Origin of the sequence: Embleya hyalina (genome assembly GCF_003967355.1) — a bacterium.
GTDB classification, from domain to species: Bacteria; Actinomycetota; Actinomycetes; order Streptomycetales; family Streptomycetaceae; genus Embleya; species Embleya hyalina.
Genome location: NZ_BIFH01000015.1, coordinates 254,150 through 276,842 on the forward strand (window position 1 = coordinate 254,150; position 22,693 = coordinate 276,842).

At 71.6% G+C, this 22,693-nt stretch carries 22 protein-coding genes, 1 tRNA gene and 1 pseudogene; 9 read left to right on the forward strand and 15 right to left on the reverse strand.

Annotation, left to right across the window (positions count from 1 at the left end; translation table 11 throughout):
- Positions 1–126: 126 nt before the first annotated feature.
- From EMA17_RS08805 to mscL, 6 genes are all read left to right on the forward strand, one after another.
- Positions 127–1,686 (forward strand): potassium/proton antiporter, encoded by a 1,560-nt coding sequence (locus EMA17_RS08805; RefSeq protein WP_281290460.1) that lies wholly within the window; start codon positions 127–129, stop codon positions 1,684–1,686.
- A gap of 342 nt (positions 1,687–2,028) precedes the next feature.
- On the forward strand, positions 2,029–3,300 hold the full coding sequence (locus EMA17_RS08810) for an MFS transporter (protein WP_126636354.1): 1,272 nt from the start codon (positions 2,029–2,031) through the stop codon (positions 3,298–3,300).
- Between the two features lie 46 nt (positions 3,301–3,346).
- Positions 3,347–3,691, forward strand: a complete 345-nt coding sequence (locus EMA17_RS08815) for an FmdB family zinc ribbon protein (RefSeq protein ID WP_126636355.1) — start codon at positions 3,347–3,349, stop codon at positions 3,689–3,691.
- Between the two features lie 3 nt (positions 3,692–3,694).
- Positions 3,695–4,534, forward strand: coding sequence for an S-methyl-5'-thioadenosine phosphorylase (locus EMA17_RS08820; RefSeq protein WP_126636356.1), 840 nt, complete (start codon positions 3,695–3,697; stop codon positions 4,532–4,534).
- A gap of 323 nt (positions 4,535–4,857) precedes the next feature.
- A complete protein-coding gene (locus EMA17_RS08825; RefSeq protein WP_160161348.1) occupies positions 4,858–5,565 on the forward strand; it encodes an SAF domain-containing protein in 708 nt (235 codons plus the stop codon).
- Between the two features lie 164 nt (positions 5,566–5,729).
- Entirely contained in the window at positions 5,730–6,218 is a 489-nt protein-coding gene (mscL, locus tag EMA17_RS08830) for a large conductance mechanosensitive channel protein MscL (protein ID WP_281290461.1), read from the forward strand.
- Between the two features lie 102 nt (positions 6,219–6,320).
- Here mscL and EMA17_RS08835 read toward each other — a convergent pair whose 3' ends face one another.
- The 4 genes from EMA17_RS08835 to EMA17_RS08850 form a co-directional block, all read right to left on the reverse strand.
- Positions 6,321–6,512 (reverse strand): hypothetical protein, encoded by a 192-nt coding sequence (locus EMA17_RS08835; protein WP_126636359.1) that lies wholly within the window; start codon positions 6,510–6,512, stop codon positions 6,321–6,323.
- A 35-nt stretch (positions 6,513–6,547) separates the two neighbouring features.
- Complete coding sequence (locus EMA17_RS08840; protein ID WP_126636360.1) at positions 6,548–7,525, reverse strand: sigma-70 family RNA polymerase sigma factor; 978 nt, start codon at positions 7,523–7,525, stop codon at positions 6,548–6,550.
- A gap of 384 nt (positions 7,526–7,909) precedes the next feature.
- A complete protein-coding gene (locus EMA17_RS08845) occupies positions 7,910–9,439 on the reverse strand; it encodes an MFS transporter (RefSeq protein ID WP_126636361.1) in 1,530 nt (509 codons plus the stop codon).
- Positions 9,440–9,493: 54 nt separating this feature from the next.
- Positions 9,494–10,246 (reverse strand): GNAT family N-acetyltransferase, encoded by a 753-nt coding sequence (locus EMA17_RS08850; RefSeq protein WP_160161349.1) that lies wholly within the window; start codon positions 10,244–10,246, stop codon positions 9,494–9,496.
- A 148-nt stretch (positions 10,247–10,394) separates the two neighbouring features.
- Between EMA17_RS08850 and EMA17_RS08855 the strand changes: the two genes are divergently transcribed.
- Positions 10,395–10,748 (forward strand): cupin domain-containing protein, encoded by a 354-nt coding sequence (locus tag EMA17_RS08855; RefSeq protein WP_126636363.1) that lies wholly within the window; start codon positions 10,395–10,397, stop codon positions 10,746–10,748.
- Here EMA17_RS08855 and EMA17_RS52500 read toward each other — a convergent pair.
- Both EMA17_RS52500 and EMA17_RS08860 read right to left on the reverse strand, forming a co-directional pair.
- The gene (locus EMA17_RS52500) at positions 10,745–11,758 is read right to left on the reverse strand and encodes a transcriptional regulator (RefSeq protein WP_170222132.1); all 1,014 of its coding nucleotides are present in this window, start codon (positions 11,756–11,758) and stop codon (positions 10,745–10,747) included. The genes EMA17_RS08855 and EMA17_RS52500 overlap by 4 nt on opposite strands.
- 549 nt (positions 11,759–12,307) lie before the next feature.
- Positions 12,308–12,568, reverse strand: a pseudogene (locus tag EMA17_RS08860) (helix-turn-helix domain-containing protein); the annotation flags it as partial.
- A gap of 135 nt (positions 12,569–12,703) precedes the next feature.
- Here EMA17_RS08860 and EMA17_RS08865 point away from each other — a divergent pair.
- Together EMA17_RS08865 and EMA17_RS08870 are read left to right on the forward strand one after the other, a co-directional pair.
- Complete coding sequence (locus EMA17_RS08865; protein ID WP_126636364.1) at positions 12,704–13,414, forward strand: DUF4232 domain-containing protein; 711 nt, start codon at positions 12,704–12,706, stop codon at positions 13,412–13,414.
- 130 nt (positions 13,415–13,544) lie between these two features.
- Positions 13,545–13,620 (forward strand) — tRNA-Arg (locus EMA17_RS08870).
- Between the two features lie 44 nt (positions 13,621–13,664).
- Here EMA17_RS08870 and EMA17_RS08875 read toward each other — a convergent pair.
- The 9 genes from EMA17_RS08875 to EMA17_RS08915 all read right to left on the reverse strand — a co-directional run bounded on the left by EMA17_RS08875 (position 13,665) and on the right by EMA17_RS08915 (position 22,599).
- Entirely contained in the window at positions 13,665–14,309 is a 645-nt protein-coding gene (locus EMA17_RS08875) for a LuxR C-terminal-related transcriptional regulator (protein WP_126636365.1), read from the reverse strand.
- Positions 14,261–15,592 carry a sensor histidine kinase gene (locus EMA17_RS08880; protein WP_126636366.1) on the reverse strand — a complete coding sequence of 444 codons (1,332 nt, stop codon included), beginning with the start codon at positions 15,590–15,592 and terminating at the stop codon, positions 14,261–14,263. Before EMA17_RS08880 ends, EMA17_RS08875 begins: the two co-directional genes overlap by 49 nt.
- A gap of 134 nt (positions 15,593–15,726) precedes the next feature.
- Positions 15,727–16,212: a MaoC family dehydratase gene (locus EMA17_RS08885; protein ID WP_281290469.1), complete on the reverse strand. Its 486-nt coding sequence runs from the start codon at positions 16,210–16,212 to the stop codon at positions 15,727–15,729.
- Positions 16,213–16,347: 135 nt separating this feature from the next.
- Positions 16,348–17,379: a 2,3-diaminopropionate biosynthesis protein SbnB gene (sbnB, locus tag EMA17_RS08890; protein ID WP_126636368.1), complete on the reverse strand. Its 1,032-nt coding sequence runs from the start codon at positions 17,377–17,379 to the stop codon at positions 16,348–16,350.
- A 75-nt stretch (positions 17,380–17,454) separates the two neighbouring features.
- Positions 17,455–19,167, reverse strand: coding sequence for a phytoene desaturase family protein (locus EMA17_RS08895; RefSeq protein WP_126636369.1), 1,713 nt, complete (start codon positions 19,165–19,167; stop codon positions 17,455–17,457).
- Positions 19,167–19,895 (reverse strand): 3-oxoacyl-[acyl-carrier-protein] reductase, encoded by a 729-nt coding sequence (gene fabG, locus EMA17_RS08900; RefSeq protein WP_126636370.1) that lies wholly within the window; start codon positions 19,893–19,895, stop codon positions 19,167–19,169. The genes EMA17_RS08895 and fabG overlap by 1 nt, the downstream gene beginning before the upstream one ends.
- Positions 19,892–21,019, reverse strand: coding sequence for a beta-ketoacyl synthase N-terminal-like domain-containing protein (locus EMA17_RS08905; RefSeq protein WP_126636371.1), 1,128 nt, complete (start codon positions 21,017–21,019; stop codon positions 19,892–19,894). The genes fabG and EMA17_RS08905 overlap by 4 nt, the downstream gene beginning before the upstream one ends.
- 8 nt (positions 21,020–21,027) lie before the next feature.
- On the reverse strand, positions 21,028–22,290 hold the full coding sequence (locus EMA17_RS08910) for a beta-ketoacyl-[acyl-carrier-protein] synthase family protein (protein ID WP_126636372.1): 1,263 nt from the start codon (positions 22,288–22,290) through the stop codon (positions 21,028–21,030).
- Positions 22,291–22,350: 60 nt separating this feature from the next.
- The gene (locus EMA17_RS08915; RefSeq protein ID WP_126636373.1) at positions 22,351–22,599 is read right to left on the reverse strand and encodes an acyl carrier protein; all 249 of its coding nucleotides are present in this window, start codon (positions 22,597–22,599) and stop codon (positions 22,351–22,353) included.
- Between the last annotated feature and the right edge of the window lie 94 nt (positions 22,600–22,693).

Sequence of the window (22,693 nt, forward strand, 5' to 3'; positions counted from 1 at the left end):
GTAAAATATTTGCCAGGCGTAGGTAATTGATCGCCGGTTCGCCGGCGCGGCAGGGCCCCCCGTTCCAAGGCCCGCTGATTCCCTGCGCATTCGCGGCGCCGGCTTCGCCCGTCGTCGTCTGCCTTCATGTTCAAGCACTCCGTGCGGCCGCCTGGGGGGTGGCCGGACCGACGACCGCCGGAGGTGACGCACGTGTCCGTGCCCGAGCTCAACCAGGTCCTGCTCCTGGGTGCCATCGTCATGCTGTCCGCCGTCATAGCGGTCCGCCTGGCGACCCGCACCGGGCTGCCGAGCCTGCTGCTCTACCTCGGACTCGGAATGGTGATCGGGGCCGACGGCCTCGGCATAGGTTTCGACAACGCCGAACTGACCCAGACGCTCGGCTACGCCGCGCTGATAGTGATCCTCGCGGAGGGCGGGATCGCCACCAGCTGGAAGGAGATCAAGCCGTCGGTGCCGGCGGCGGCGGTGTTGTCCACCGTCGGGGTCGGAGTGAGCGTCGCGGTCACCGCGTTGGCCACGAAGATCGTGCTGGACGTGGACTGGTCGACCGCGATCCTGATGGGCGCGATCGTCTCCTCCACGGACGCCGCCGCGGTCTTCTCGGTGTTGCGCAAGTTGCCGCTGCCGCACCGGTTGACCGGGTTGCTGGAGGCCGAATCCGGGTTCAACGACGCGCCGGTGGTGATCCTGGTGGTCACGTTCGCCCACACGGGCCACATCGAACCGTGGTACATGATCCTCGCCGAGATCGCCCTGGAGCTGACGATAGGCGCGGCGGTCGGCCTCGCGGTCGGCAGGCTCGGCGCGTTCGGCCTGCGCCACGTCGCGCTGCCGGCCTCCGGCCTGTATCCGATCGCGGTGATGGCGCTGTGCGTGCTCGCCTACTCCGGCGGCGCGTTGGCGCACGGCAGCGGGTTCCTCGCGGTCTACCTGACCGCGCTGGTCCTGGGCAATTCGCAACTTCCGCACGGCCCGGCCACGCGCGGCTTCGCCGAGGGGCTCGGCTGGATCGCCCAGATCGGGCTGTTCGTCCTGCTCGGACTGCTGGTCACCCCACACGAGTTGGGCAGCGCGGTGATCCCGGCGCTGGTGATCGGCACCATCCTGCTGCTGGTCGCCCGGCCGCTGTCGGTGATCGTGACCACGTCGCCGTTCCGCATACCGTGGCGCGAGCAGTTGATCCTGTCCTGGGCGGGGCTGCGCGGGGCGGTGCCCATCGTGCTGGCGACCATCCCGATCGTGAAGGACATCCCCGACGCGCAGCGGCTGTTCAACATCACCTTCGTGCTGGTCGTCGTGTTCACCCTGGTCCAGGGGCCCACGCTGCCGTGGATAGCGCGCAAGGCCGGTTTCGCGGGTGCCGACGAGCCGACCGACCTCGGCGTGGAGTCCGCGCCGCTGGAGAAGCTGCACGGCCACCTGCTGTCGGTGAACGTGCCGACGGGTTCGCGGATGCACGGCGTGGAGGTCGGCGAGCTGCGCCTGCCGCGCGGGGCCGCGGTCACCCTGGTCGTGCGCGAGGACGGGAGCTTCGTACCCGAGCCGACCACCGTGCTGCGGCGCGGCGACGACCTGCTCGTGGTGACCACCGACACGGTGCGCGACGAGACGGAGGACCGACTGCGCGCGGTCAGCCGGGGCGGCAAGCTCGCGAGCTGGTTCGGGGTCAAGGGCGACACCTGAGGCGTGGCGCCTCGCCGTCGATCCGGGCCGGGTACGCCTGGGATACCATCGGATGGTCGATCGTCGGCGGGGCGCCCCAGGGGTGTCCCGAACGCCGATCCCACTGCACACAGACCGACCACTGCACACACACCGACTCTGCCTGACGCAGGGCTGGCGTCGTGACCGCACGGCGGCCGAGGCACAAGGCCTCGGTATCTACCCCGGTGGACGCTTTCGAGGACAGCTCTCGGCACACCGGGGTTTCCCCTGTGCGTCACCAGGTGGCAGGAAGCGACAACCCGCGATGCCCACGATGCCCACGCATCGGACCGCCGCACGCGCCCACCGGGGGCGGTGCGCATGATCTCCACGTACTCCACGCTGCTGCGGACCCCGTCCGCCTGGCGATTCCTGGCGCCCGCGCTGATCGCGCGGCTGCCCTACGCGATGCTCGGCCTGGGCATCGTGCTGCTGGTCAAACACACCACCGGCTCGTACGGCACGGCCGGCGCGGTCTCCGCCGCGGCCGCCGTGGCGCTGGCCTTCGTCGGCCCGCAGACGGGTCGGCTCGCCGACCGCTTCGGCCAGGCCGCGGTGGTCGTGCCCGGCGCGCTGCTGCACGGCGCGGCGGTGTCCGCGCTGATCGTGGCCGCGCTCGCCGAGGCGCCGCTGTGGCTGCTGTTCACGAGCGCGGTGCTGTCCGGCGCGACGGTGCCGCAGATCGGCTCGATGGTGCGCGCCCGCTGGGCGGCGCACCTGGAGCGGTCGCCGCTGCTGCCGACCGCGTTCGCGTTCGAGTCGGTGACCGACGAGTTCACCTTCGTGGTCGGCCCGGTGGTGGCCACGTTCCTGGCCACCGGCGTACACCCGGCGGCCGGCCTGGTGGTCGAGGCCGCGCTGACCGTGGTCGGGTCGTTGTTGTTCGCGACACAACGCGGCACCGCGCCCCGGCGGGTGGTCCGCACGGCCGGTGACACACCGCACACGTCCGCGCTGCGGATCGGCGGGGTGCGCCTGCTCGTGGTCGCGTTCGTCTGCATCGGCGGCGTCTTCGGCACCGTGCAGGTCTCGGTGACCGCGTTCGCCGAGGAGGCCGGCCGACCCGGCCTGGCGGGCGCGTTGTACGCGGTCTTCGCGGGTGGCAGCCTGATCGCCGGGGCCGTCTACGGCGCGATCGCCTGGCGACGGGCCGCGCACCGCCGGATGGTGGTGACGTTCGCGCTGCTCGCGCTCGGCACCGCGCCGCTGTGGGCCATCCCGTCGGTGGGAATCATGGTGCCCGTCGCGTTGCTGTGCGGACTGGCGATCGCGCCCACGCTGATCACCGGCTTCACCCTCGTCGACACGCTGGTCCCGGCCGCGGCCAAGACCGAGGCGTTCACCTGGTTGACCGGGGCGATCGGGCTGGGCCTCGCGCTGGGCTCGACGTTCTCCGGAATGCTCACCGACGCGCGCGGCTCGGGCGCCGGATTCGCGCTCACCCTGGCCTCGGCCGGCATCGGCTTCCTGGTGGTGCTGGCGGGGCAACGGCTGCTGAAGCCGAACACGGATGTGACACCCATTACACCGACGACCACGACCGTGGTGGACGGAACTCCGGTGGATGCTGCACCATTGGCACTCGACAGGTGAGAGTGCCAGTACCCAGCTGACCTGTCTGTCGAAGGAGGACCAGACCGTGCCGACGTACCAGTACCAGTGCACCGCCTGTGGCGAGGGCCTCGAGGCCGTCCAGAAGTTCACGGACGACGCGCTGACCGTGTGCCCCGCCTGCCAGGGCAGGCTGCGCAAGGTCTTCTCGGCGGTGGGCGTGGTGTTCAAGGGCTCCGGCTTCTACCGGACCGACAGCCGCGGCTCGAGCACGTCGTCGACGCCGGCCACGGCCGCGTCGTCCGGGTCGTCCTCGACGGGTTCGTCCTCCTCGTCCTCCTCGGAGGGCTCCTCGTCCTCGTCGTCGACGTCCTCGACGTCCTCGTCGTCGTCCTCCTCCGGCTCGTCCGGTACGACGTCGACGGCGGCCTGAGCGATGACGACCGGCGTGTTGCCGGCGGGGGTGGCCCCGGCCGAGATCGGTGTGATCGGCGGTTCCGGGTTCTACGCGTTCCTGGACGACGTGGTCGAGGCGCGGGTGGACACGCCGTACGGCGCGCCCAGCGACGCGCTCTTCCTGGGCGAGGTGGCCGGCCGTCGGGTCGCGTTCCTGCCCCGGCACGGCCGCGACCACTCGATCCCGCCGCACCGGATCAACTACCGCGCCAACCTGTGGGCGCTGCGGGCCGTCGGGGTCACGCAGGTGCTCGCGCCGTGCGCGACGGGCGGTCTGCGGGCCGAACTGGGCCCGGGCACGCTGGTGGTCCCGGACCAGCTGATCGACCGCACCTCCGGCCGCACCCAGACGTTCTTCGACGGACTGCCGCTCGCCGACGGCAGCGTGCCGCCGGTCGTGCACACCACGTTCGCCGACCCGTACTGCGCCGACGGGCGCGCGGTGGCCGTCGCGGGCGCCCGCGCCTCGGGGTGGGAGCCGGTGGACGGCGGCACCCTCGTGGTGATCGAGGGTCCGCGCTTCTCCACCCGGGCCGAATCCAGGTGGTACTCGGCCCAGGGCTGGTCGATCATCGGGATGACCGGGCACCCCGAGGCGGTGCTCGCGCGCGAACTGGGGCTCTGCTGCACGGCCATCGCGCTGGTCACCGACCTCGACGCGGGTGTCGAGGCGGGCGAGGGGGTCACCCACGCCGAGGTGATGGAGGTCTTCGCGGCCAACGTCGACCGGCTGCGCACGCTGCTGTTCGACGTGGTGGCGGCGTTGCCGAAGACCCGTACGTGCGACTGTGGCACGGCGGAGGTCGAGCGGCCGGCGTAGGCGGTTCGCCCGCCGGTGAGTGATTCGTGGTCGGCCCGGCCGGCCGGGTGTGATGGATGGGTTCGAAGGCCGTCTCCCGATCGGGGGGCGGCCTTCGTGGTGTTCGGGGCGGGTCGCTCGGTCGGGGCGGTCGTGTCGCTCACGTGGGTGAATTCGTTGTCCACAGGCGGACGGTGATCCACAGGCGTCCGGGCGGATCGGCGCGGGTGGGTCGGCGGGCGGCACGGTGGGGGTGCGGCTCGGCCCTCGTTTTCCCGCCCCGGTTCCGACGGGGGTCGGGCCGCGTCTTCCCTACCGTGTGCGCCGCCCGCGTTGGAGGTGTGATGTCCGCTTCGGGATCGCTCGGATCGTCGTCCGGCCCGTCGTTCGGCCGGGCCGGCGGGCCCGCCCTTCGCGGGTCGCCGGGGGCGCCCGCCCGGCCGCCGTGGCGCCGCGGGTTGGCCCGGCACCGGCGCGGGTTGGCCGCGTTGTCGGCGGCGGTCGCCGCGCTCGCGGCGATCGTGGCGGTCCGGCCGGCGCCCGCGCCCACCACGCCGATCCTGGTGGCCGCGCGGGACCTGCCCGCGGGCAGCACACCCGGGGCCGCCGACCTGGTCCTGGTCCGGATGCCGACGGCGTTGCGCCCCGAGGGGGTCCTGCGCGCGGTCCGGCAGGCCGAGGGGGGCGCGTTGACCGGTCCGCTGCGGCGCGGCGAGCCGGTGACCGACGTGCGGTTGGCCCGCCCCGGCGGCCCGGCCGACGCGGGCACGGTCGCCCTGCCCGCGCGCTTCGCCGACGCCGACGCGGTGGCCGTGCTGCGTCCCGGCGACCGGATCGACGTCCTGGCCGCACCGCCGCCCGAACATCCGGGACCCGCCCGGCCGATCGCCGCCGGCGCCGTGGTGGTGGCCAAGCCGCCCCCGACCGATTCCGGGTTCGGGGCTCCCGGGTCCGGAGCGCTCGTTATCCTCGAGGTTCCCCGCGCCGTGGCGAGCGAACTCGCGGGCGCGGCGACGGGCCCGGGGCTCACCTACACCATCCGCAGGTTCTGAGCGGCGTTGTTGCGACGGATCGCGAATGACACCAGACTCGTGCGAGTTGTCCGGCTTCATGGGCTATTCCGCAATTACTACGATTATTACCGCCGTTGGTGATGATCGTTGATCGGATCGCCCGGTCGAGGCCTCGACCGATCAAGATCGATGGGAATCAACCAGTGGGCGGCTTCAAGAAGTTCCTCATGCGCGGAAACGTCGTCGACCTGGCCGTGGCCGTGGTCATCGGCGCCGCGTTCACGGCGGTCGTGAACGCGTTCGTGAAGGGGATGATCAACCCGGTCGTGGGTGCGCTGGGCACCAAGAATCTGGACAGCTACACGACCTGCATCAAGGGCCCGTGCGGCGTCGACGCGAAGGGCGAGACGACCGGCGTCCAGTTGTTGTGGGGGTCGGTGCTCGGCGCGGCACTGACGTTCGTGATCACCGCGGCGGTGGTCTACTTCCTGCTCGTGCTGCCCATGAACCACATGCTGGAGCGGCGCAAGCGGGCCCTCGGACACGCGGGCGAGAAGGAGTTGAGCGACGTCGAGATCCTGCGCGAGATCCGCGACCTGCTCGCCGAACGGCTCGAGCCGCAGCAGGACTCCGGCCGCGGCGGCGACACCGGGTCGTCGGGGTCCTCGGGGGCCTCGCGTTCGGACGCCTGATCGGTCGAACGGCGGGCCCGCGCCCTCGTGGAAGGGTGCGGGCCCGCCGTTCGTTTCGTGTGGCGCGCGTCGAGTGGCCGTGACGCTGCGGGCCGCGCCCGCTCAGAAGTGGTGCGGCGGCTTGTCGTCGAGGAATCGGCGGATGTCGGCCGGGTCGGCGCCGCTCCGATGCTCGCCCCAACCGGCGTCGGTCTCGTCCGAACTCGTCTCGGGCAGCAGATCGTCCCAGCCGAAGCGGTCGTGCCGCCCCGGCTCGTGCGATCCGTTCGTCTCGCGCACTTCCGCCTCCGCCATCGCCCCAGTGTGCCGGCGCTCCGGCACGGGCCGCGTCACGCGGCCTCGAGCCCCTGGGCCGCGGCCAACTCGCGCAGTTCGACCAGCGCCTGCTTCTCGATCTGCCGGATCCGCTCGCGGGTGAGCCCGAGTTGCCTGCCGACCTCGGTGAGCGTGTGCTCCTTGCCGTCGGCCATGCCGTAGCGCGCCCGCAGGATGGTGGCCGTGCGGCCGTCGAGCCGACCCACCAGGTCCGCTATCTGCTCACGGCGCAGCGTCGCGAGGGTGATGTCCTCCGGGGTCAACGGGTCGGTCTCCTGGACCAGTTCGCCCAGTTCGGTCTCGCCGTCGTCACCCACGGGGGTGTCCAGGCTGATCGGGTCGCGCGCCCAGCCGATCACGTCCACCACCCGCTCGGGGGTGCTGCCCACGATCTCGGCGATCTCCGGGATCTCGGGGTCGCGCCCGTGATCACGGGCGAACTCGCGCTGCACGCGCCGGATCTTGCTGAGTTCCTCGACCAGGTGCACGGGCAGTCGCACGGTGCGGGCCTGGTCGGCCATCGCCCGGGTGATCGCCTGTCGGATCCACCACGTGGCGTAGGTGGAGAACTTGAAGCCCTTCGCGTAGTCGAACTTCTCGACCGCGCGGACCAGGCCCACGTTGCCCTCCTGGACCAGATCCAGGAACGGCATCCCGCTGCGCGGGTAGCGCCGCGCGACGGAGACCACCAGACGCAGGTTGGCCTGGATGAACAGCTCCTTCGCCGCCGCTCCGCGCGCGATCAACGCGTCGAGTTCGGCCCGGTCGACTCCCTCGGGGACGGCGTCCTCGTCGATCAGTTTCTGCGCGTAGAGTCCGGCCTCGATGTCCTTCGACATCTCCACCTCGCGCTCCGCGTCCAGGAGCTTCGTGCGGCTGATCTCGTCCAGGTACACACCGACCGTGTCGCGCTCGACGTCGGCGGCCTTCCGCGTGCGGGAAGCCGCCACTCGCTCGGCGCCCTGTCGGGCCACACCACGTGTAGTCGGCATGCTCTAGCCCTCGCTTTCATTCGCGTTCGTCAACATTTCGAACGAACGAGAAGCCTGTGGTATTCCATCCGGAGATGTACTGTTGAAAGGTTGGCCGATAGCGGCCTTTGTCAGCGCCTGCCCGGCCTCGGGCTCCGCATGCACGCTCCGGAGTGCCTACGCCCCGCTCAACGGCCGAGAAGCCCCGGATGTTCCTAAGGCCCGGGTGGGAGTGGGTGCGCGGACTCCGGGAGGGCCCCGCCCGGCGGCGCGGGTTGGGCCACCCACCGCCGGGCAATCCGGCGGGACGTGGCGCGCGGCTCCCCCGGCCGACCGCTTTCGGCCGGCCGATGTCGGCCCGCCGCGCGCGACCGGCACCCGTCCCGGCCCGCCGTTCGGCCCGGGTCAGTGCGCGTCGGAGGCGGGTTCCAGGTCGCGGGGGATCAGCCGCCAGGCCAGTACCGCGGCGACCAGCGCGACCACGCCGCCGGCCAGGAAGGTGGGCGTCATGCCGGCCGTGAACGCGTCGCCGGCCCGGGTGAGCAGGCCGCCGGCGCCCAGCCGGTCCGCCACCACCGACGCGTCCCCGATCGACTCGCGCACCGCCGACAGGTCGGCCGCGCCGAGGTCGAGGTCGGGCAGATTGGCGCGGTAGAGCGCGGAGGCCAGGCTGCCGAGGATGGCGACGCCGAGAGCGGCGCCGAGTTCGTACGCGGTCTCGTCGACGGCGGCCGCGCCCCCGGCGTCCGCGGCCGGCGTCGAGGACATCAGCACCACCGAGGCGACGGTGGCCAACGTACCCACGCCGAGCCCGACCACCGCGAGCGAGACGGCGATCAGCGGGTAGTCCACGTCCCGGACGTGCTGCCCGAGCCACGGCAGCGCCAGACCGACACCCATCAGCGCGAGGCCGATCCCGAGCACGTTGCGCGGCGGGAAGCGGTGCATCAGCGGGGGCGCCACCATCGACGCCACGATCAGCGCGATCGGCGCGGGCAGCAGGTGCAGACCGGCGGACACAGGGCTGTACCCCCGGACGTACTGGAACCACTGGCTGAGCAGGAACAGCGCCGCGCCGAGGCCGAGCATGCCCAGGAAGATCGCGGTCGCCGCCATCGTGAACGCGCGGTTCGTGAACAGCCGGACCTGGAGCAGCGGGTGGGCGAGGCGCAGTTGGCGCCGAACGAACACGGTCAGCGTGACCACCGCGATCGCGAGCAGGATCCACGCCCCTGGGTCGCCCACGCCGCCCTTGCCGAGTTGTTTGACACCGCCCGCGAGCGTGGCCATGCCGACGACGGACAGCCCCACCCCGGGCCAGTCCCACGCGCCGGAGCGCGGCGAGCGGGACTCGGGCAGCAGCCACAGGCCGAATCCGATCACCGCGACGGCGATCGGCACGTTCAGCAGGAACGCCGACTGCCACCCGTGCGACTGCACCAGCAGACCGCCGACCACCGGCCCGAGCGCCATGCCGCCGCCGAAGACGGCCGACCACACGGCGTAGGCGAAGGCCCGCTCCCGGGCGTCGGTGAACACCTGGCGCAGGATGCTCAGCGTGGAGGGCATGATCGCCGCGCCACCGACGCCGAGCAGCACCCGGGCGGCGATCACGTGCCAGGCCGCGGTGGCCGCCACCGCGAGCAGCGAGGCGATCGCGAAGATCGCGAAGCCCACCAGGAGCAGCCGCTTGCGCCCCCAGCGGTCGCCGAGCGCGCCGGCGGTGACCAGCAGACCGGACAGCGCGAGGGCGTAGGAGTCGATGATCCACAACTGCTCGACCGAGCCGGGCCGCAGATCCGCGACCAGGGAGGGGAACGCGACGTTCAGGATCGTCGCGTCCATCGAGATGATCAGCAGGCTCCCCGACAGGATCGCGAGCACGGCCCAGCGCCGCGGGTCACGTGCGGGGCGAAGGGCGGTGGAGCCGACCATGAGACATCCTCAATTCTTGTGAGACACAAATGTCTCATCCCTCCATCGGCGTGTCTACCGTTCGCCTCCCGGTAGCACGACGTGCATGAACGACTCGCCGGGCCGGAATCCGAGCCGCTCGTACACCGTCCGGGCCGGATTGCCCTCGGTGACCGCGAGTCCGATCGAGGGCAGCCCGGCGCGTGCCGCGAGGCCGAGCGCGTGCCGCAACAGCCGGGCGCCCAGCCCGGCGTACGCGGGGTCGGGATCGCGGAAGACCTCGCTGATCCACGGCCCGAGCAGTTCGGCGTCGTTCACCAGCACCGCCGCGACCACCCGGTCGCGATCGAGCGCCACCACGCTCGCGTCGAGCAGGGGCCCGAGCACGCGTCCGTGGTATAGGACGTCCAGGTCCTCGGGATTGGGGTGCGACGTGCCGTCGGGGTGTTCGGGCGGATAGGCGGCGATCCAGGAGTCGTACAGCGCCGAGGGTGGCACGGACGTCACCGGCCGCACCTCGATTCGCGGATCCGCCCAGCCGTCGCCGTCGGCCTCGGGGTCCAACTCGCGGGCGTACCGGTGCAGATGCCGGACCAGGCGGCCGCCCGACGCGATCAGCACGGCACCGGTGTCCGCGTGCGCCGACACCACCCATCCGGGGAGCGCGGTCAGGATGGCGGGGGCCGCCGCCTCGGCCGGCAGTCGGTGCAGCCGCAGATCGAGCGCGGCCGGCCGGCCCGAGCGGTTGCCGAGCCGGTAGTCGGCGACGAGCGTCCCGTCCCGATCGAAGACGGTTCCGCGTGTGCGCACGCTTTCGTCGGTGGTCATGAGGTTCATTCTTCGATGCCCGAGCAAGTCGTTTACCTCCTCGGCCGCGGCCTCCGCCCCTCGCCAGGATCACTCGTCACACCGGTCACCGCATTCCCGCGGACACCAGAACATGCGCGGAGAGTGATCGCCCCCGAAACTGGCATACATGGACAAAATCTCGCTCCGGACGGCCACGAAGGAGCAGCTCGCCTCGGCTCGCAGCACCTCGTCGGGCCGCAGTTCGGTCTCCATGCTCGGCGGCTCCCGCAGGCGGTTGCGGCAGACCCTGATCGCCCTCACGGCGGGCAACTCGCTCGATCGACACGAGAGCCCGGGCGAGGCGTCCCTGATCGTGCTGACCGGCCACATCCGGCTGACCGCGGGCGACGACTCCGTCGAGGGCACCTCCGGCGACCTGCTGGTCGTCCCCGAGGAGCCCCACTCGCTGGAGGCCGTCGAGGACTCGGCCGTCATCCTGACCGTCGGCACATCCGATCCGACCGCGAGGGCGTCCGGTTAGGGCGCGCGCTTGATCCACTCGCCGCCGCCGAGCGGGTAGTCGTAGCCGGGGCGGGCCGAGCCGGCGCTGGTGCGGAACGGCTTGCCCTTGTTGTCGACCTTGACCGTGCCGCGGCGGCCGTCGGCGGTGGACCAGTCCAGGGTGAGATCCCAGCGCACGTCGTGGGCCCTGGTGTGCACCGTAACGTAGAAGACCTCGGGATCGGTGGCGCTGACCTTGTACGGGAAGTCGCGCTGTCCGTTCTTCGTGGTGACGGTGGGGCTGCCCCGGTCGAGGTCGATGTCGAAGGACTTGGTGTCGACGTCGCCGCCGCAGCCGACGCCCATCGAGTAGTCGTTCCAGGCGAGAGGCGCGCCCTTGGCGACGACGCGGACGTGCAGCGCCTCCAGGACGACCGTGTCCCGGTCTCGGCCCTGGACGGTGAGGGCGATCTGCTGCTCGTCCGAGGAGACCGCGCCGTACGCGCCGGACCAGCGCACCGCGTCCCCCTCGTTGGCGGGCGGGCCGACCTGCTCGGGGGCGCTGTCGACGAGGAAGTGTTGGCTGCACGGGTTGCTGTAGACGTAGGGGCGTACGGCGACGCCCAGCGGGTCGTTGCCCGAGGAGGCTCCCGTGCTCGGCGTGCCGCCCTTCGACGCGCCGGGCGCGACCTTGCCGGGCGGGGTGGTGTCGGTGGAGGCCGAGGCCGATCCGGTGCCGGCGGTCGACGGGGAGGCGGAGGCGGGCCGGTCGCCGGCGGCCGGCGGGGCGGTGGGCGCGGGGCCGGAATCGGCCGCCTTGTGGGCGCCGGAATCGTCGCCGCCGTCGCCGGACAGCGGGTACGCGACGACCAGCGCGGCGCCGAGCACGGCCGCGGCCGCGGCGAGGCCGACTGCGGTACGGCGACGGCGCGCGGGGGTGGGTGCCGGATCGGGCGGCGGCCCGACGACCGTCACCCCGTCGTCGCGACCCGGGCCCGAGCCCGACTCCGGCACGGCGGCCCCGCCCGGCCGACCGGCCGAGTCCTTCACCGATCCGGCCTCGCCCCCCTCCGGCGCCCCGACCGACCGATCCGCCCGAACCGACCCGACACCCCGAGCCGAGCCCACCGCCGGCGCCGGCTCCGAAGACGAAGCCTCGGCCGCGTCCGGACCCGCAGCCGAGGTCCGGTTCGCGCTCGAAGCCTCGGCCGGCGTCGCGAACGCGGGCGAGGCCGGAGCCGGGGCCGCGGCGTCAATCGGCGACAGCGCCGGGGTTGAAGACTCGGCCGGAGCCGAGACGGGGGCCGCGGTCGGAGCCTCGGTCGACGTCGACGCCGACGCCGGAATCGGGGCGGATGCCTCGGTCGGAGCCGGAGCCGGAGACCCGGCAGCAGTCGGACGCCGGACCTCGGCGGCAGCCGAACCCGGGGCCCCGGCGGGAGTCGGAGACGCGCTCGGGCCCGAGGGCGACGCCCCGGCCGAAGGCGCGGTCGGGCCCGCAGGCGAAGTCCCGGCCGGCGTCGGCGGCCCCGTCGCGTCCGCCCGGCGCCCCCGCATCGCGTCCGCCAGGATCCAGTGCCGGTGCAGCTCCACCAGTTCCTGCGGCGTCGCCCGGCACACCCTCGCGAAGCGCTCCACCGGTGCGTACTCGTTCGGCACCGCGGTGCCGTTGCAGTAGCGGTGCAGTGTCGAGGTGCCCATGTGCAGCCGCTTGGCCAGCGCCCCGTAGCTCAGTCCCGAGCGGTCCTTCAGCCCCCGCAACAGACGCGCGAACGCCTCCGTTTCCGCTGCTCCCGCTGCGTCCGACACCCGTTCCTCCATCGCCCCGTGTCCCAAGCCGGCGTTCCAGGGCCCCGGCATTCCCCCTGGTCAGACCCGGTTTCGCCGTTCCGGCGTCCCCAATCGACAGCTGTCCGTAGCGGCTGGGACGAACCCTGCCACAGGCTCGTGATCGTTCAAGCAGCGCATCACCCGAACTCCGAGGAGCCCGATCGCATGTCCCGCCTCCACACGTCCCGCACCCGTCTCGCCGGTGTCACGACGCTCGCACTCGCCGCGCTCCTGCTGACCGCGTGCGACAACGACTCGGACAAGAACGGCAAGCCCGCCGCCGCCCCCGTCGTGACCACCACGCCGAGCGCCCCCGCGGCCGCCGCACCGACCGCGGCGCCGACCACCTCGGCCCCCGCCGACACCCCCGCCTCCCGAGCCCCTTCCTCGAACACCAAGCCCGGCTCGGCCTCCGGCCAGGACTCGGGCGGGCGCACCGACTCCGGCAACTCGGTCACCTGTGAGGGCTCCAACACCAAGACCGTCGCGGCCCCGCTGAACCGCCCGATCAACCACGTGCTCCTGACCGTCACCAACACCGGCGGCAAGACGTGCTATCTCTACGGCTACCCGGCCCTGCGCTTCGGCGCGGCCCAGTCCGTACCGCCGGCCATCGAGGAGTCGCACCCGCAGGCGGTCGTCACACTCAAGCCCGGCGAGTCCGGCTACGCGTCCGTCAACCTGTCCGCCGCGGACGGCAGCGGCGGCAGCGGCGACACCGAGAAGTCCCTCACCGTCTACTTCCACGGCCCCTCGGGCAACCAGAACGTCGGCAGCGGCGCCACCCCGTCGCTGCCCGCCCAGGGCCTGTACATCGACGAATCCCTCAAGACCACGTACTGGCAGCAGTCCATGGACGACGCCACCAGTTGGTAGCCCCCGGGGGAGCCGCGCCACAACGGCCCGAAACGCCCCGACGTCCACCCGACCCCGTCCGCTATCCTGTGCGCGGGATCCGATCCCGGGGACCGAAAGCCCATCACCCCCGGACTCGGCTCCACGCCCGGCCTCCATAGCTCAGGGGATAGAGCACCGCTCTCCTAAAGCGGGTGTCGCAGGTTCAAATCCTGCTGGGGGCACCATCGGTCGGGTCGGGGAAACCCGGCCCGACCGGGTCGTGTGCGGGTCACTGGTCCAGATAGGCGAGGACCGCCAGCACGCGGCGGTTGTCGCCGTCGGCCGGCAGCAGGCCCAGCTTGGTGAAGATGCTGCTTATGTGCTTGGCGACGGCCTTCTCCGAGATGAACAGGGACTGGGCGATGCCCGCGTTGGAGCGGCCCTGCGCCACCCACACCAGGACCTCGCGCTCGCGACCGGACAGGGTGCTCATGTTCTCGTCGCGCTCCTTGCGCACCAGGAGCTGGGAGATCACGTCGGGGTCCATCACGGTGCCGCCCTCGGCCACCCGCCGGATGGAGTCCAGGAACTGCGCTCCGTTGGTCACCCGGCCCTTGAGGATGTAGCCGATTCCGCAGCCGCCGCTGCTCAGCAACTCGCGCGCGTACAGCGGCTCGACGTACTGGGAGAGGAGCAGCACCGGCAGGTCGGGCGTCTCGCGCCGGGCGGCGAGGACCGCACGCAGGCCCTCGTCGGTGAAATTCGGCGGCAGCCGAACGTCGACGATCGCGACGTCGGGTTGCTTCTCGGTGAGCGACTCCAGCAGGTCCGCTCCGTTTTCCACCGCGGCCACGATCTCGTGGCCGTGTGCCTCCAGGAGGCGGATCAATCCGTCCCTAAGGAGGAAGTGGTCTTCGGCGAGGACAATTCGCACGGAAGCTCCATCGTCACCATCGTCGGGCCGTTGACGGGGCTGTTCACGGCCAGTACACCGTCGAAAGTGGCAAGGCGGCGCTCGACGCCTCGCAGGCCGGTGCCACGGGCGGCGTCCGCGCCGCCGTGTCCGGTGTCGGTGATGGTGACGCGCAGCATTCCGTGATCGTAACGGACGTCGATCCAGGCCCGGTCCGCGTTCGAGTGCTTGGCGACATTGGTGAGGATCTCCGAGATCGCGAAGTACGCGGCCGACTCGATCGGCATCTCGGGGCGGCCCGGCAGGTCGACGGTGACCTCGGTGGGGACCGGGCAGACCATGGCCAAGGACCGGACCGCGTCGACGAGTCCGCGGTCGGCGAGAACCGGCGGGTGGATGCCGCGGACCAGATTGCGCAGTTCCTGCAACGCCTTGGCCGAGGACTGACGTGCCTCGATCAGCAGGGCGCGCACGGCCTCCGGGTTGGTCTCCAGGAGGCGTTCCGCGGTGTCCAGGTTCATGCCCATCGCCACCAGGCGTGCCTGGGCGCCGTCGTGCAGGTCGCGCTCGATCCGGCGGATCTCGGCCATCTGTGTGTCCGCCGCGTCCGAGCGGGTCGTGGCGAGGTGCTCGATGCGGCCGGCCATCATCTCGTTCTCGCTCGGGGCGAGCATCGCGTGGGTGTACAGGGCGTGCTTGCGGACGGCGCGGGGCGCCACCCACAGGGCCAGCGGCAGGTGCAGTACGCCCAGGACGCCCGCGAACACCGCGGTGGCCGAACCCCCGATCGGGATGAAGTAGTACCACAGGCCGTCCCATTCCTCGGAGAGCGAGACGCCGAAGAAGGCGAGGAAGATGCCCCACGCGCTGCCGAGGAGCAGGGCGATCGGGAAGAAGGCCAGGAAGGCACCGGCGACCGGGTCGGAGAGAACCCAGACGAACTCCCGGCGCATCTGCGGGTCGTTCATGATCCAGCGGTAGCGGGCGACGACTCCCGAGGCGCCCGCGGGCACCGGCGGCCGGCGGCCGGCCGGGGCCGGGATCCGCACGCCGGACCAGCGCGCGGCCAGCGCGCGCCGGCGGTTGCTCAGCGCGCGTACGCCCTCCATGGCACGTGGCACCATGCCGAGGCCCGGACCCACCAGGGTGATCGCGCCGGAGACGGCAAGGGAGCGGCCGAGGGCGGCGATCGACATCCAGCACAGGGCCAACGCCCGCCGCAGCCCGACGAACCCGGCAGGGACGGAGAACCCCTTGATCTCGCCCGACGACGGGCTTTCCCCGGGTTGCGTCGTGCCGTCCATGTATTCACTCCTCTTGCCATTCGCAGTGTCCGGCCACAGTGGCCGTGTCGCTATTGTGGCGGAGTTCGGGCACCGAAATCGGTAGTATTTACTCCCCTCTTGGACGGCGGAGGGGGGTGTTTCTCCTACCGCCGTCAGGGCGCGGCCAGGGGCGTCCCGGGGGCGACGAAGAGCGACAGGGTGTCCGCCACGCAGGCCGCCTGTTGCCGGCCCTCGACCTCCACCGTCATGCGCACGGCGGTCAGGTGGCCCGAGGGCGTTTCGCGTACGCCGGTGAGTCTGGCGCCGCCGCGGACGCGGGCCCCGACCGGCACGGGACGGGGGAAACGCACCTTGTCCAGGCCGAAGTTGACGCCGAGCTCGACCTTTTCGATCGCGAAGATCGCCCGCATCATCGCGGGCAGCAGCGCGAGCGTCATGTAGCCGTGGACGATGGTCCCGCCGAACGGTCCGGTCGCCGCCCGTTCGGGATCCACGTGAATCCACTGGAGGTCGCCGGTCGCACCGGCGAATTGGTCGACGCTTCCCTGGGTGACTTCGAGCCATTCGCTGTAGCCGAGGTGTTCGCCGGCCGCGCCGGCGAATTCCTCCAGGCTGGAAAAGGATCTCATGCGGCAGATTCTGTGTGGGCGTCGAGGACGCGGCAAGGTACTCCGGGGCCGGTTGTTCGTTCGGTCAGCGCGCCGTCAGCCGGCTGTCAGCGGTCGCCGGGGATCGCCCCGTCGCGACGCGCTTACAGCCGGCCGGGCAAGGCGTCAGCCGTAGCGCTTGAGCTCGTGGAAGAAGTCCGGGACGGTGTGCAGTCCGTCCGTCTCGCGGACCCGGTCGTACACGTACTTCGCGACGGCCATGTCGAGGACGCCCAGGCCGAACGGCGAGAAGACCACCGGCCGGTCGGCCGGCGGGGTGATCGCCCCGGTGAGCACGTCGTACAGCGTGCCGGCGACGAACTCGCGGTGGCCGACCAGCTGTTCGGCCAGGTGTGGCGAGGTGTTCGCCTTCATGCAGTGCTCGATGTCGTCGACGATGTTCCACGAGTCCAGGACGATCTCGGGGGACAGGTCCCGCAGGGAGACGTGCAGCACCAGCGGGTTGTGCGCGAACCATCGCGGGTCGCTCACGTGCGGCTCCCCCGCGACGGTGGCGAAGACGACCAGATCGCTCGCGCGGATCAGGTCCTCGGCCTTGTCGTGGATGGTGATCTCGCGGTCCACGCCCTCGGCCCGGCGCAGATAGCCCGCGAAACCCTCGGCGTACTCGGCCGACACGTCGTGCACGCCGATCGACTCGAAGGCGAAGCCGCTGCCCGCGAGGTACCGGTGCACGTAGCGGGCGATCAGGCCGACTCCGAAGAAGCCCACCCGCGTCGGGCGCCGCCCGCGCGCCTCGCCCAGCCGCGCCGCCGCGAGGGCCGCGGAGGCGGCGGTGCGCGCCGCGCTGATGATGGAGCTCTCCAGACAGGCGAACGGGTAGCCGGTCTCGGCGTCGTTGAGGATGAGCACGGCCGAGGCGCGCGGGATGCCGGCGGCCACGTTCTCCGGGAAGCTGGAGATCCACTTGATGCCGTGCACCTCCACATCGCCCTTGATCGACGCGGGCAGCGCGATGATCCGGGACGACGGACGGTCGGGGAAGCGCAGGAAGTACGAGTCGGGGTTGACCGTCTGCCCCTCGCCGTGCAGCCGGTAGGCGGCCTCGATCGTCGCGACGACCTCTTCCTCGCGCCCGCCGAGGACTTGGTGCACCTGAGCACCGGAGACCACGGCGAAGGAAGGTACCTGATTCATGGGAACACTGCTCCTGGTCGGGACGGAAGGGCCTGGTCGGTAGGGGAAGGTGATCGGTCGCGGGCCGGGCGGCCCTCAGCCGATGCCGGCCAGGCCCTTCGCTCGTTGTCGCGCCTGTCCGCGCGAGACGGCCAGTGGGTCCCAGTCCGGTGCCCGTTCGGGCAGTCTGGAGGCGTCGCCGAGCACCGTGCCGGTGAACGCCTCGGCGAACAGCCTGCGGCCGAGGATGCGCGAGGCGGCGGCGATGCCGCAGGTCGCCACGCCGCCCACGCCGCTGCCGTAGCGGACGTTCTGGCCGACCACGTACAAACCCTCGACCTCGGTCCGCACGTCGGGCCGCCGGGCCGTGCCGCCCCAGGTGGCCATGCCGTACGGCGTGCCGCCGCCGGCCCGGATGTAGCGCTCGTTGGTCAGCGGAGTCGCCGTTTCCACGTGTGTGATGCGGCTCCGGAACGGACCGAGGATCTTCTCGGCGGTGTCCAGCATCGCCTCGGTCAACTCCCGCTTGCGGGCGAGATAGGTGGGGTTGCGGCGGTACGGCTCGCCGTCCACCGGTCCGCCCGGCACCCCCCAGAAGTCGTAGCCGAACGGGCAGTTCATCATGAGCTGGAAGTTGCTGTGCCCGGGCGGGCACACGGCGTGCGCCCCCGGGTCCCTGAGGGAGGCGAAGAACAAGGCGAGCTGCGACACCGTGTCCATCGATCCGTCGCGCGCGTACCGCTCCAGCATCGCCGCGTGCGCGCCCTCCATGTCGTCGCTGCCGTGCCACCAGATGTTGGCGTTGGGCAGCGCCGGCAATTCGGTGTCGAGCGCGACGTACACCGAGACGATGGCATTGCGCATGGTCGCCTCGCGGGTCCGTGCCACGAGGCCGGCGGGGAAGGCCGCCTCGCCACCGCACAGGTCGAGGACCGTGCGCCGGTAGTCCGCGTTGGAGATGACCAGCGGCGCCGAGATCCGCTGCCCGTCGGTGAGTTCGACGCCGGTGGCACGTCCGTTCTCGATCAGGATGCGGCGCGCCTCGCACCGGGTGCGCAACTCGCCGCCGTACGCCTCGAGCGCCTCGACGAACGCGGCCACCAGGGCCTGGCCGCCGCCCTCGGGGTAGTACGCGCCGCGCAGGTAGTGGTCCGTGATGTTGACGTGCTCGGCGAAGCCGACCCCGTCGGGCATCGAGCCGTAGTTGCCGGCCTGGGCCGCGATCAGGGTGCGGCCCTTGGCGGACAGGCCGCAGTGGTCCAGGGCCTGGCCCAGCGTACGGCGGGTCCAGCGCATCGCCTCGGGGAACCTGCGGCACAACTCCGCCATCGAATCGCCCGTCAGACTGGCCCGGTTCACGGCGGCCATGGCCGTGGCGAGGTCGATGAACCGGTCGACGCGGTCGGCCTCCTCCGGCAACGCCTGTCGGAGCCGGTCGGCGTAGGCGTCCCACCCGGCCGGCACGTCCAGCGTCGCGGTGGGCGTCATGACCCGGTCGAAGCCGTGCTCGTTGTCCATGGGCAAAAAGCGCACCCGATCGCGGACACCGAGGCCGGACAGGATCGTGGGGATGAGCCCGTCGGGCCCACAGTCGCCGATGTAGTGCATGCCGACGTCGAACTCGTATTTGCGCCGCCTGCGGAAGGCGTGCGCGTTGCCGCCCGCCACGTCGTGCTGTTCGAGGATGAGCACGCGGCGCCCGTCGGCGGCCAGATAACCGCCGCTGACCAGGCCGCCGATGCCGCTGCCGACGACGATCGCGTCGTAGCTGTCACGAAGGCCCCGAGCCCCCTGCGTTCCCGTGCCCATCAGAAGGTGCCACCACCGTGGATCTCGAAGACCGACCCCGTGATGTACGCGGCGCGGTCCGACGCCAGGAACGACACCAGGTCCGCCACCTCCTCGGGGCGGCCGGCGCGGCCGAGCGCCACGTTCTTCAGCATCCGCTCCACCGCGGCCTCGGACATGTCGTCGACCATGTCGGTCGCGATCAGGCCCGGGGCGACCACGTTGGCGCGCACACCGCGTGGCCCGCACTCCTTGGCGAGCGACTTGGTGAAGCCGATGATCCCGGCCTTGGAGGCGGCGTAGTTGGCCTGCCCGAGGTTCCCGTGGATCCCGGACACCGAGGACAGATTGACGATCGCGCCGTTCCTGCGCTTGCTCATGGAGAACGCGGCGGCGCGGCACACGTGGTAGACGCCGTCCAGATTGGTCCGCAGGACCCGGCCCCAGTCCTCGTCGGGCATCAGGATCACCGGCCGGTCCCGGGTGATGCCGGCCGAGGTCACGGCGACGTCGACGGGGCCGAGTTCGCGCTCGGTCCGCGCGTACCAGTCGCGCACGTCCGCCGAGTCGGACACGTCGCAGCGCGCGGCCGTGACGCGGGTGCCGAACTCGCCTGCCTGCTTGACGAGTTGCTCGGCGGCTTCGTCGTTCGAGCGGTAGCAGAACGCGACGTCGTACCCGTCTTGGGCCAGGCGCAGCACGATGGCCTTGCCGATGCCCCGGGATCCGCCGCTGACCAGCGCGATCATGCGTGCTCCCCCAGCAGTCGCAGCACGGCACAGCCCACCGCGCCGTCCCGGTCGACGGCGGACACCAGCGCGATCCGGCCGGACGAGGTCGGGTCGGCCTCGGCGACCCCGAGCACCGCCTGGATCTGGAAGGAGGCGGAGGCCGCGCTGGTGTCGCCGAGCAGTTCCATGGACGGCACCCGGGACAGCGCGTCGGCGGGCACCAGCGCCGCCAGCGCCTCCGACTCGGCCCGACCGGCGGAGGTGGGTGCGGCACACGGGACGGCCGCCCACACCTCGTCGGCGGTGACGCCCGCGCGGTTCAGGGCGCGACGGACGCAGCCGGTGACGGCGGCCCGCGGGTCGTCGTCGATGTCGACGCCGGTCTCGATGCTCAACACCGCGGCCAGCGCGGGGCGTTCGGCGGCACCCGCGTGCTCGACCAGGAACAGCCCGCAGCCCTCGCCGAGCAGCGGCGAGGGGTCGCCGGCCGCGAGGGCGGTGTACTCGAACCAGGCGTGGATGGCGGAGAACTCCTCGACCGAACCCGCCAGGTACTTCGTCGCACGGCCCTGGCTCATCAGCCGCCGCGCGTAGTTGAGGGCGAGCAGCCCGCTGACGCGGCCGCCCGCGACCGTCGTGTTGGGGCCCTTGAGGTCGTGCCGGATCGCGCAGGCGCCCGCGGCGTGGTTGAGGCTGCCGAAGGGGATGCGGCCGGCGTCGACGTGGAAGGGGAGCGCGTTCGTGTAGGACTGACGAAGGAGGTCCGTCATGTTCTCCAGGCTGCCCATGGAGATACCGAGAACCACACCGGTGGCCTCGTCGGTCCGCACCGCCTTGTTGCCTTCGGCGTCGAGGAGCAGCCCGTCGGAGGCGACCAGGGTCAGCGCGGTGAGCCGGTCCATCTTGGCCGTGCCCTTCGCGCCGAGCAGGCCCGGGATGTCGAAGTCCGGGACCGTGCAGACGTTGGGCGACGGCAGGGTGCCGAGTGCCACGTCCGCCTTCACGGCCGTCTTCGCGCCGCCGCGCACGCCCGCGGCGAAGGCCTGGCGGGTCACGCCGTGCGGGGATACGGCCGACCACCCGGTGATGACGAGCGTCTCCGGCGGCAGCGAGGCCGCCGGGGTGACTGCTGCGGTACTCATGGCGGGACTCACTCTCCGTACGTCCCCAGAATCAGGATGGCGTTGTTGCCGGCGAAGGCGCTGGAGTTGTTCTGCACGAGCCGCACGTCCGCGTCGAGGGCGTTGTTGGGCACGACGTCGAGCGGGCAGGCCGGGTCCGTCTCCCGATGGTGGATCGTCGGCGGAATGAACCCGTGCTCGATGGCGAGGCTGCACGCGATGGCGCCGAGGGCGCTCGCCGCTCCCATCGCGTGGCCGAGCATCGACTTCAGGGCCACCGTGCGCGGCGGCGCGTCGCCGTACACGTCGAGGATGGCGGCCGACTCCGTGCGGTCGTTGGCCTTGGTGCCGGTGCCGTGCGCGGAAATGAAGTCGATCTCCTCCTTCTTGACCCCGGCGTCGTCCAGGGCGAGGCGAATGCCGCGCGCGATGCCGACGCGGTCCGGTGCGGTGGCGTGATTGGCGTCGCAGCTGAGGCCGTAGCCGAGCACCTCGGCGTAGATGTGCGCGCCGCGCGCCAGCGCCGATTCCAGGCTCTCCAGGACGAGGATGCCCGCGCCCTCGCTGGTGAGGATGCCCTGCCGGTTCTTGTCGAAGGGCCGTACCACGTCCGGGGTGAGCGCGCCGAACCGCTTGAAGGTGAGGTACGCCTTGCGGCACACCGCGTCGGCTCCGCCGCACAGCGCGATGTCGACCTCGCCGGAACGGATCGCGTCCAGGCCGTAGCCGATCGAGTAGTTGCCCGCCGCGCAGGCCGTCGTGATGGTGGTGGCCTCCACGTTCGGTATGCGCAGTTCGCGGGCGATCACGGTGCTCAGCCGACCCGCGTTGATGCGGCGGGACAGGACCGGATCCATGGCCTCCGGGTCCCCGGCGGCCAGTTCCTGTTCGACGAGCACCCCGATGTCGTGCGACTCGCCGTCGGTGGTGCCGACGCTGATGAGCGCCTGCCGCTCACGCAGGTCGGCCTCGGTGAGTCCGGCGTCCACCACGGCCATCCGGGCGGCGGCGACGGCGAACTGCCCGGCGCGGCCCATGTCGTCGAGGGGTACGTTGCGAATCCAGCGCTCCGGCTCGAACTCGGAGACCTCGCATGCGGTGTTGTGGCCGAACCCCTCGGTGTCGAAGCGGGTGATCGGCCCCGCGCCGGAGCGGCCGGCCCGCAACGCCGCGGTGAACTCCTCGACACCCGTGCCGATGCTGGAGATCGCGCCGAGGCCGGTGAGGACGGCCCGGCGGCGATTCGCCGGTGCGCGGGCGGGCGGCGCCGGCGGTGACTGTGCGGTGGACATCGGACTCCTTAAGCAGTGGGATGCCTGTGGGCGGGGGTCCGGGACCGGATCCCCCGCTGCTCACCAACCGGCAGCGGCGGCGGTCACCTGGTACGTGGTCTCCACGTTCACCATCTTCGGGAGTTCGTCCATGTCGATGACGATGGAGTACTCCATCTCGAGGGCGCTGAGCACGTCGATGAGTTTCAGGGAGTCGGCGCCCAGTTCGTCGATGAACAGTGTGCTGTCCGCGAACTCGATGTGTACATCGATGTTCTCGGCAATGATTTCCCTGATGCGGGTAAGGCGCTCGGGCACAACAGTCGTCATGTTTGTTTTCTCCGTTTCCCAGGTTCTCGAATTTGCCTTACGGCAAAAATTAGTCAGCCTCGATGACGGGCCGATGACATTCAACTGACCGTTC

Bases quoted from the DNA above. Each gene is read 5' to 3' on its own strand.
- EMA17_RS08805 (WP_281290460.1), top strand. From the start codon at position 127: ATGTTCAAGCACTCCGTGCGGCCGCCTGGGGGGTGGCCGGACCGACGA.
- EMA17_RS08810 (WP_126636354.1), top strand. From the start codon at position 2,029: ATGATCTCCACGTACTCCACGCTGCTGCGGACCCCGTCCGCCTGGCGA.
- EMA17_RS08820 (WP_126636356.1), top strand. From the start codon at position 3,695: ATGACGACCGGCGTGTTGCCGGCGGGGGTGGCCCCGGCCGAGATCGGT.
- EMA17_RS08825 (WP_160161348.1), top strand. From the start codon at position 4,858: ATGTCCGCTTCGGGATCGCTCGGATCGTCGTCCGGCCCGTCGTTCGGC.
- EMA17_RS08835 (WP_126636359.1), bottom strand. From the start codon at position 6,512: ATGGCGGAGGCGGAAGTGCGCGAGACGAACGGATCGCACGAGCCGGGG.
- EMA17_RS08840 (WP_126636360.1), bottom strand. From the start codon at position 7,525: ATGCCGACTACACGTGGTGTGGCCCGACAGGGCGCCGAGCGAGTGGCG.
- EMA17_RS08845 (WP_126636361.1), bottom strand. From the start codon at position 9,439: ATGGTCGGCTCCACCGCCCTTCGCCCCGCACGTGACCCGCGGCGCTGG.
- EMA17_RS08850 (WP_160161349.1), bottom strand. From the start codon at position 10,246: ATGACCACCGACGAAAGCGTGCGCACACGCGGAACCGTCTTCGATCGG.
- EMA17_RS08855 (WP_126636363.1), top strand. From the start codon at position 10,395: ATGGACAAAATCTCGCTCCGGACGGCCACGAAGGAGCAGCTCGCCTCG.
- EMA17_RS08865 (WP_126636364.1), top strand. From the start codon at position 12,704: ATGTCCCGCCTCCACACGTCCCGCACCCGTCTCGCCGGTGTCACGACG.
- EMA17_RS08880 (WP_126636366.1), bottom strand. From the start codon at position 15,592: ATGGACGGCACGACGCAACCCGGGGAAAGCCCGTCGTCGGGCGAGATC.
- sbnB (WP_126636368.1), bottom strand. From the start codon at position 17,379: ATGAATCAGGTACCTTCCTTCGCCGTGGTCTCCGGTGCTCAGGTGCAC.
- EMA17_RS08895 (WP_126636369.1), bottom strand. From the start codon at position 19,167: ATGGGCACGGGAACGCAGGGGGCTCGGGGCCTTCGTGACAGCTACGAC.
- fabG (WP_126636370.1), bottom strand. From the start codon at position 19,895: ATGATCGCGCTGGTCAGCGGCGGATCCCGGGGCATCGGCAAGGCCATC.
- EMA17_RS08905 (WP_126636371.1), bottom strand. From the start codon at position 21,019: ATGAGTACCGCAGCAGTCACCCCGGCGGCCTCGCTGCCGCCGGAGACG.
- EMA17_RS08910 (WP_126636372.1), bottom strand. From the start codon at position 22,290: ATGTCCACCGCACAGTCACCGCCGGCGCCGCCCGCCCGCGCACCGGCG.
- EMA17_RS08915 (WP_126636373.1), bottom strand. From the start codon at position 22,599: ATGACGACTGTTGTGCCCGAGCGCCTTACCCGCATCAGGGAAATCATT.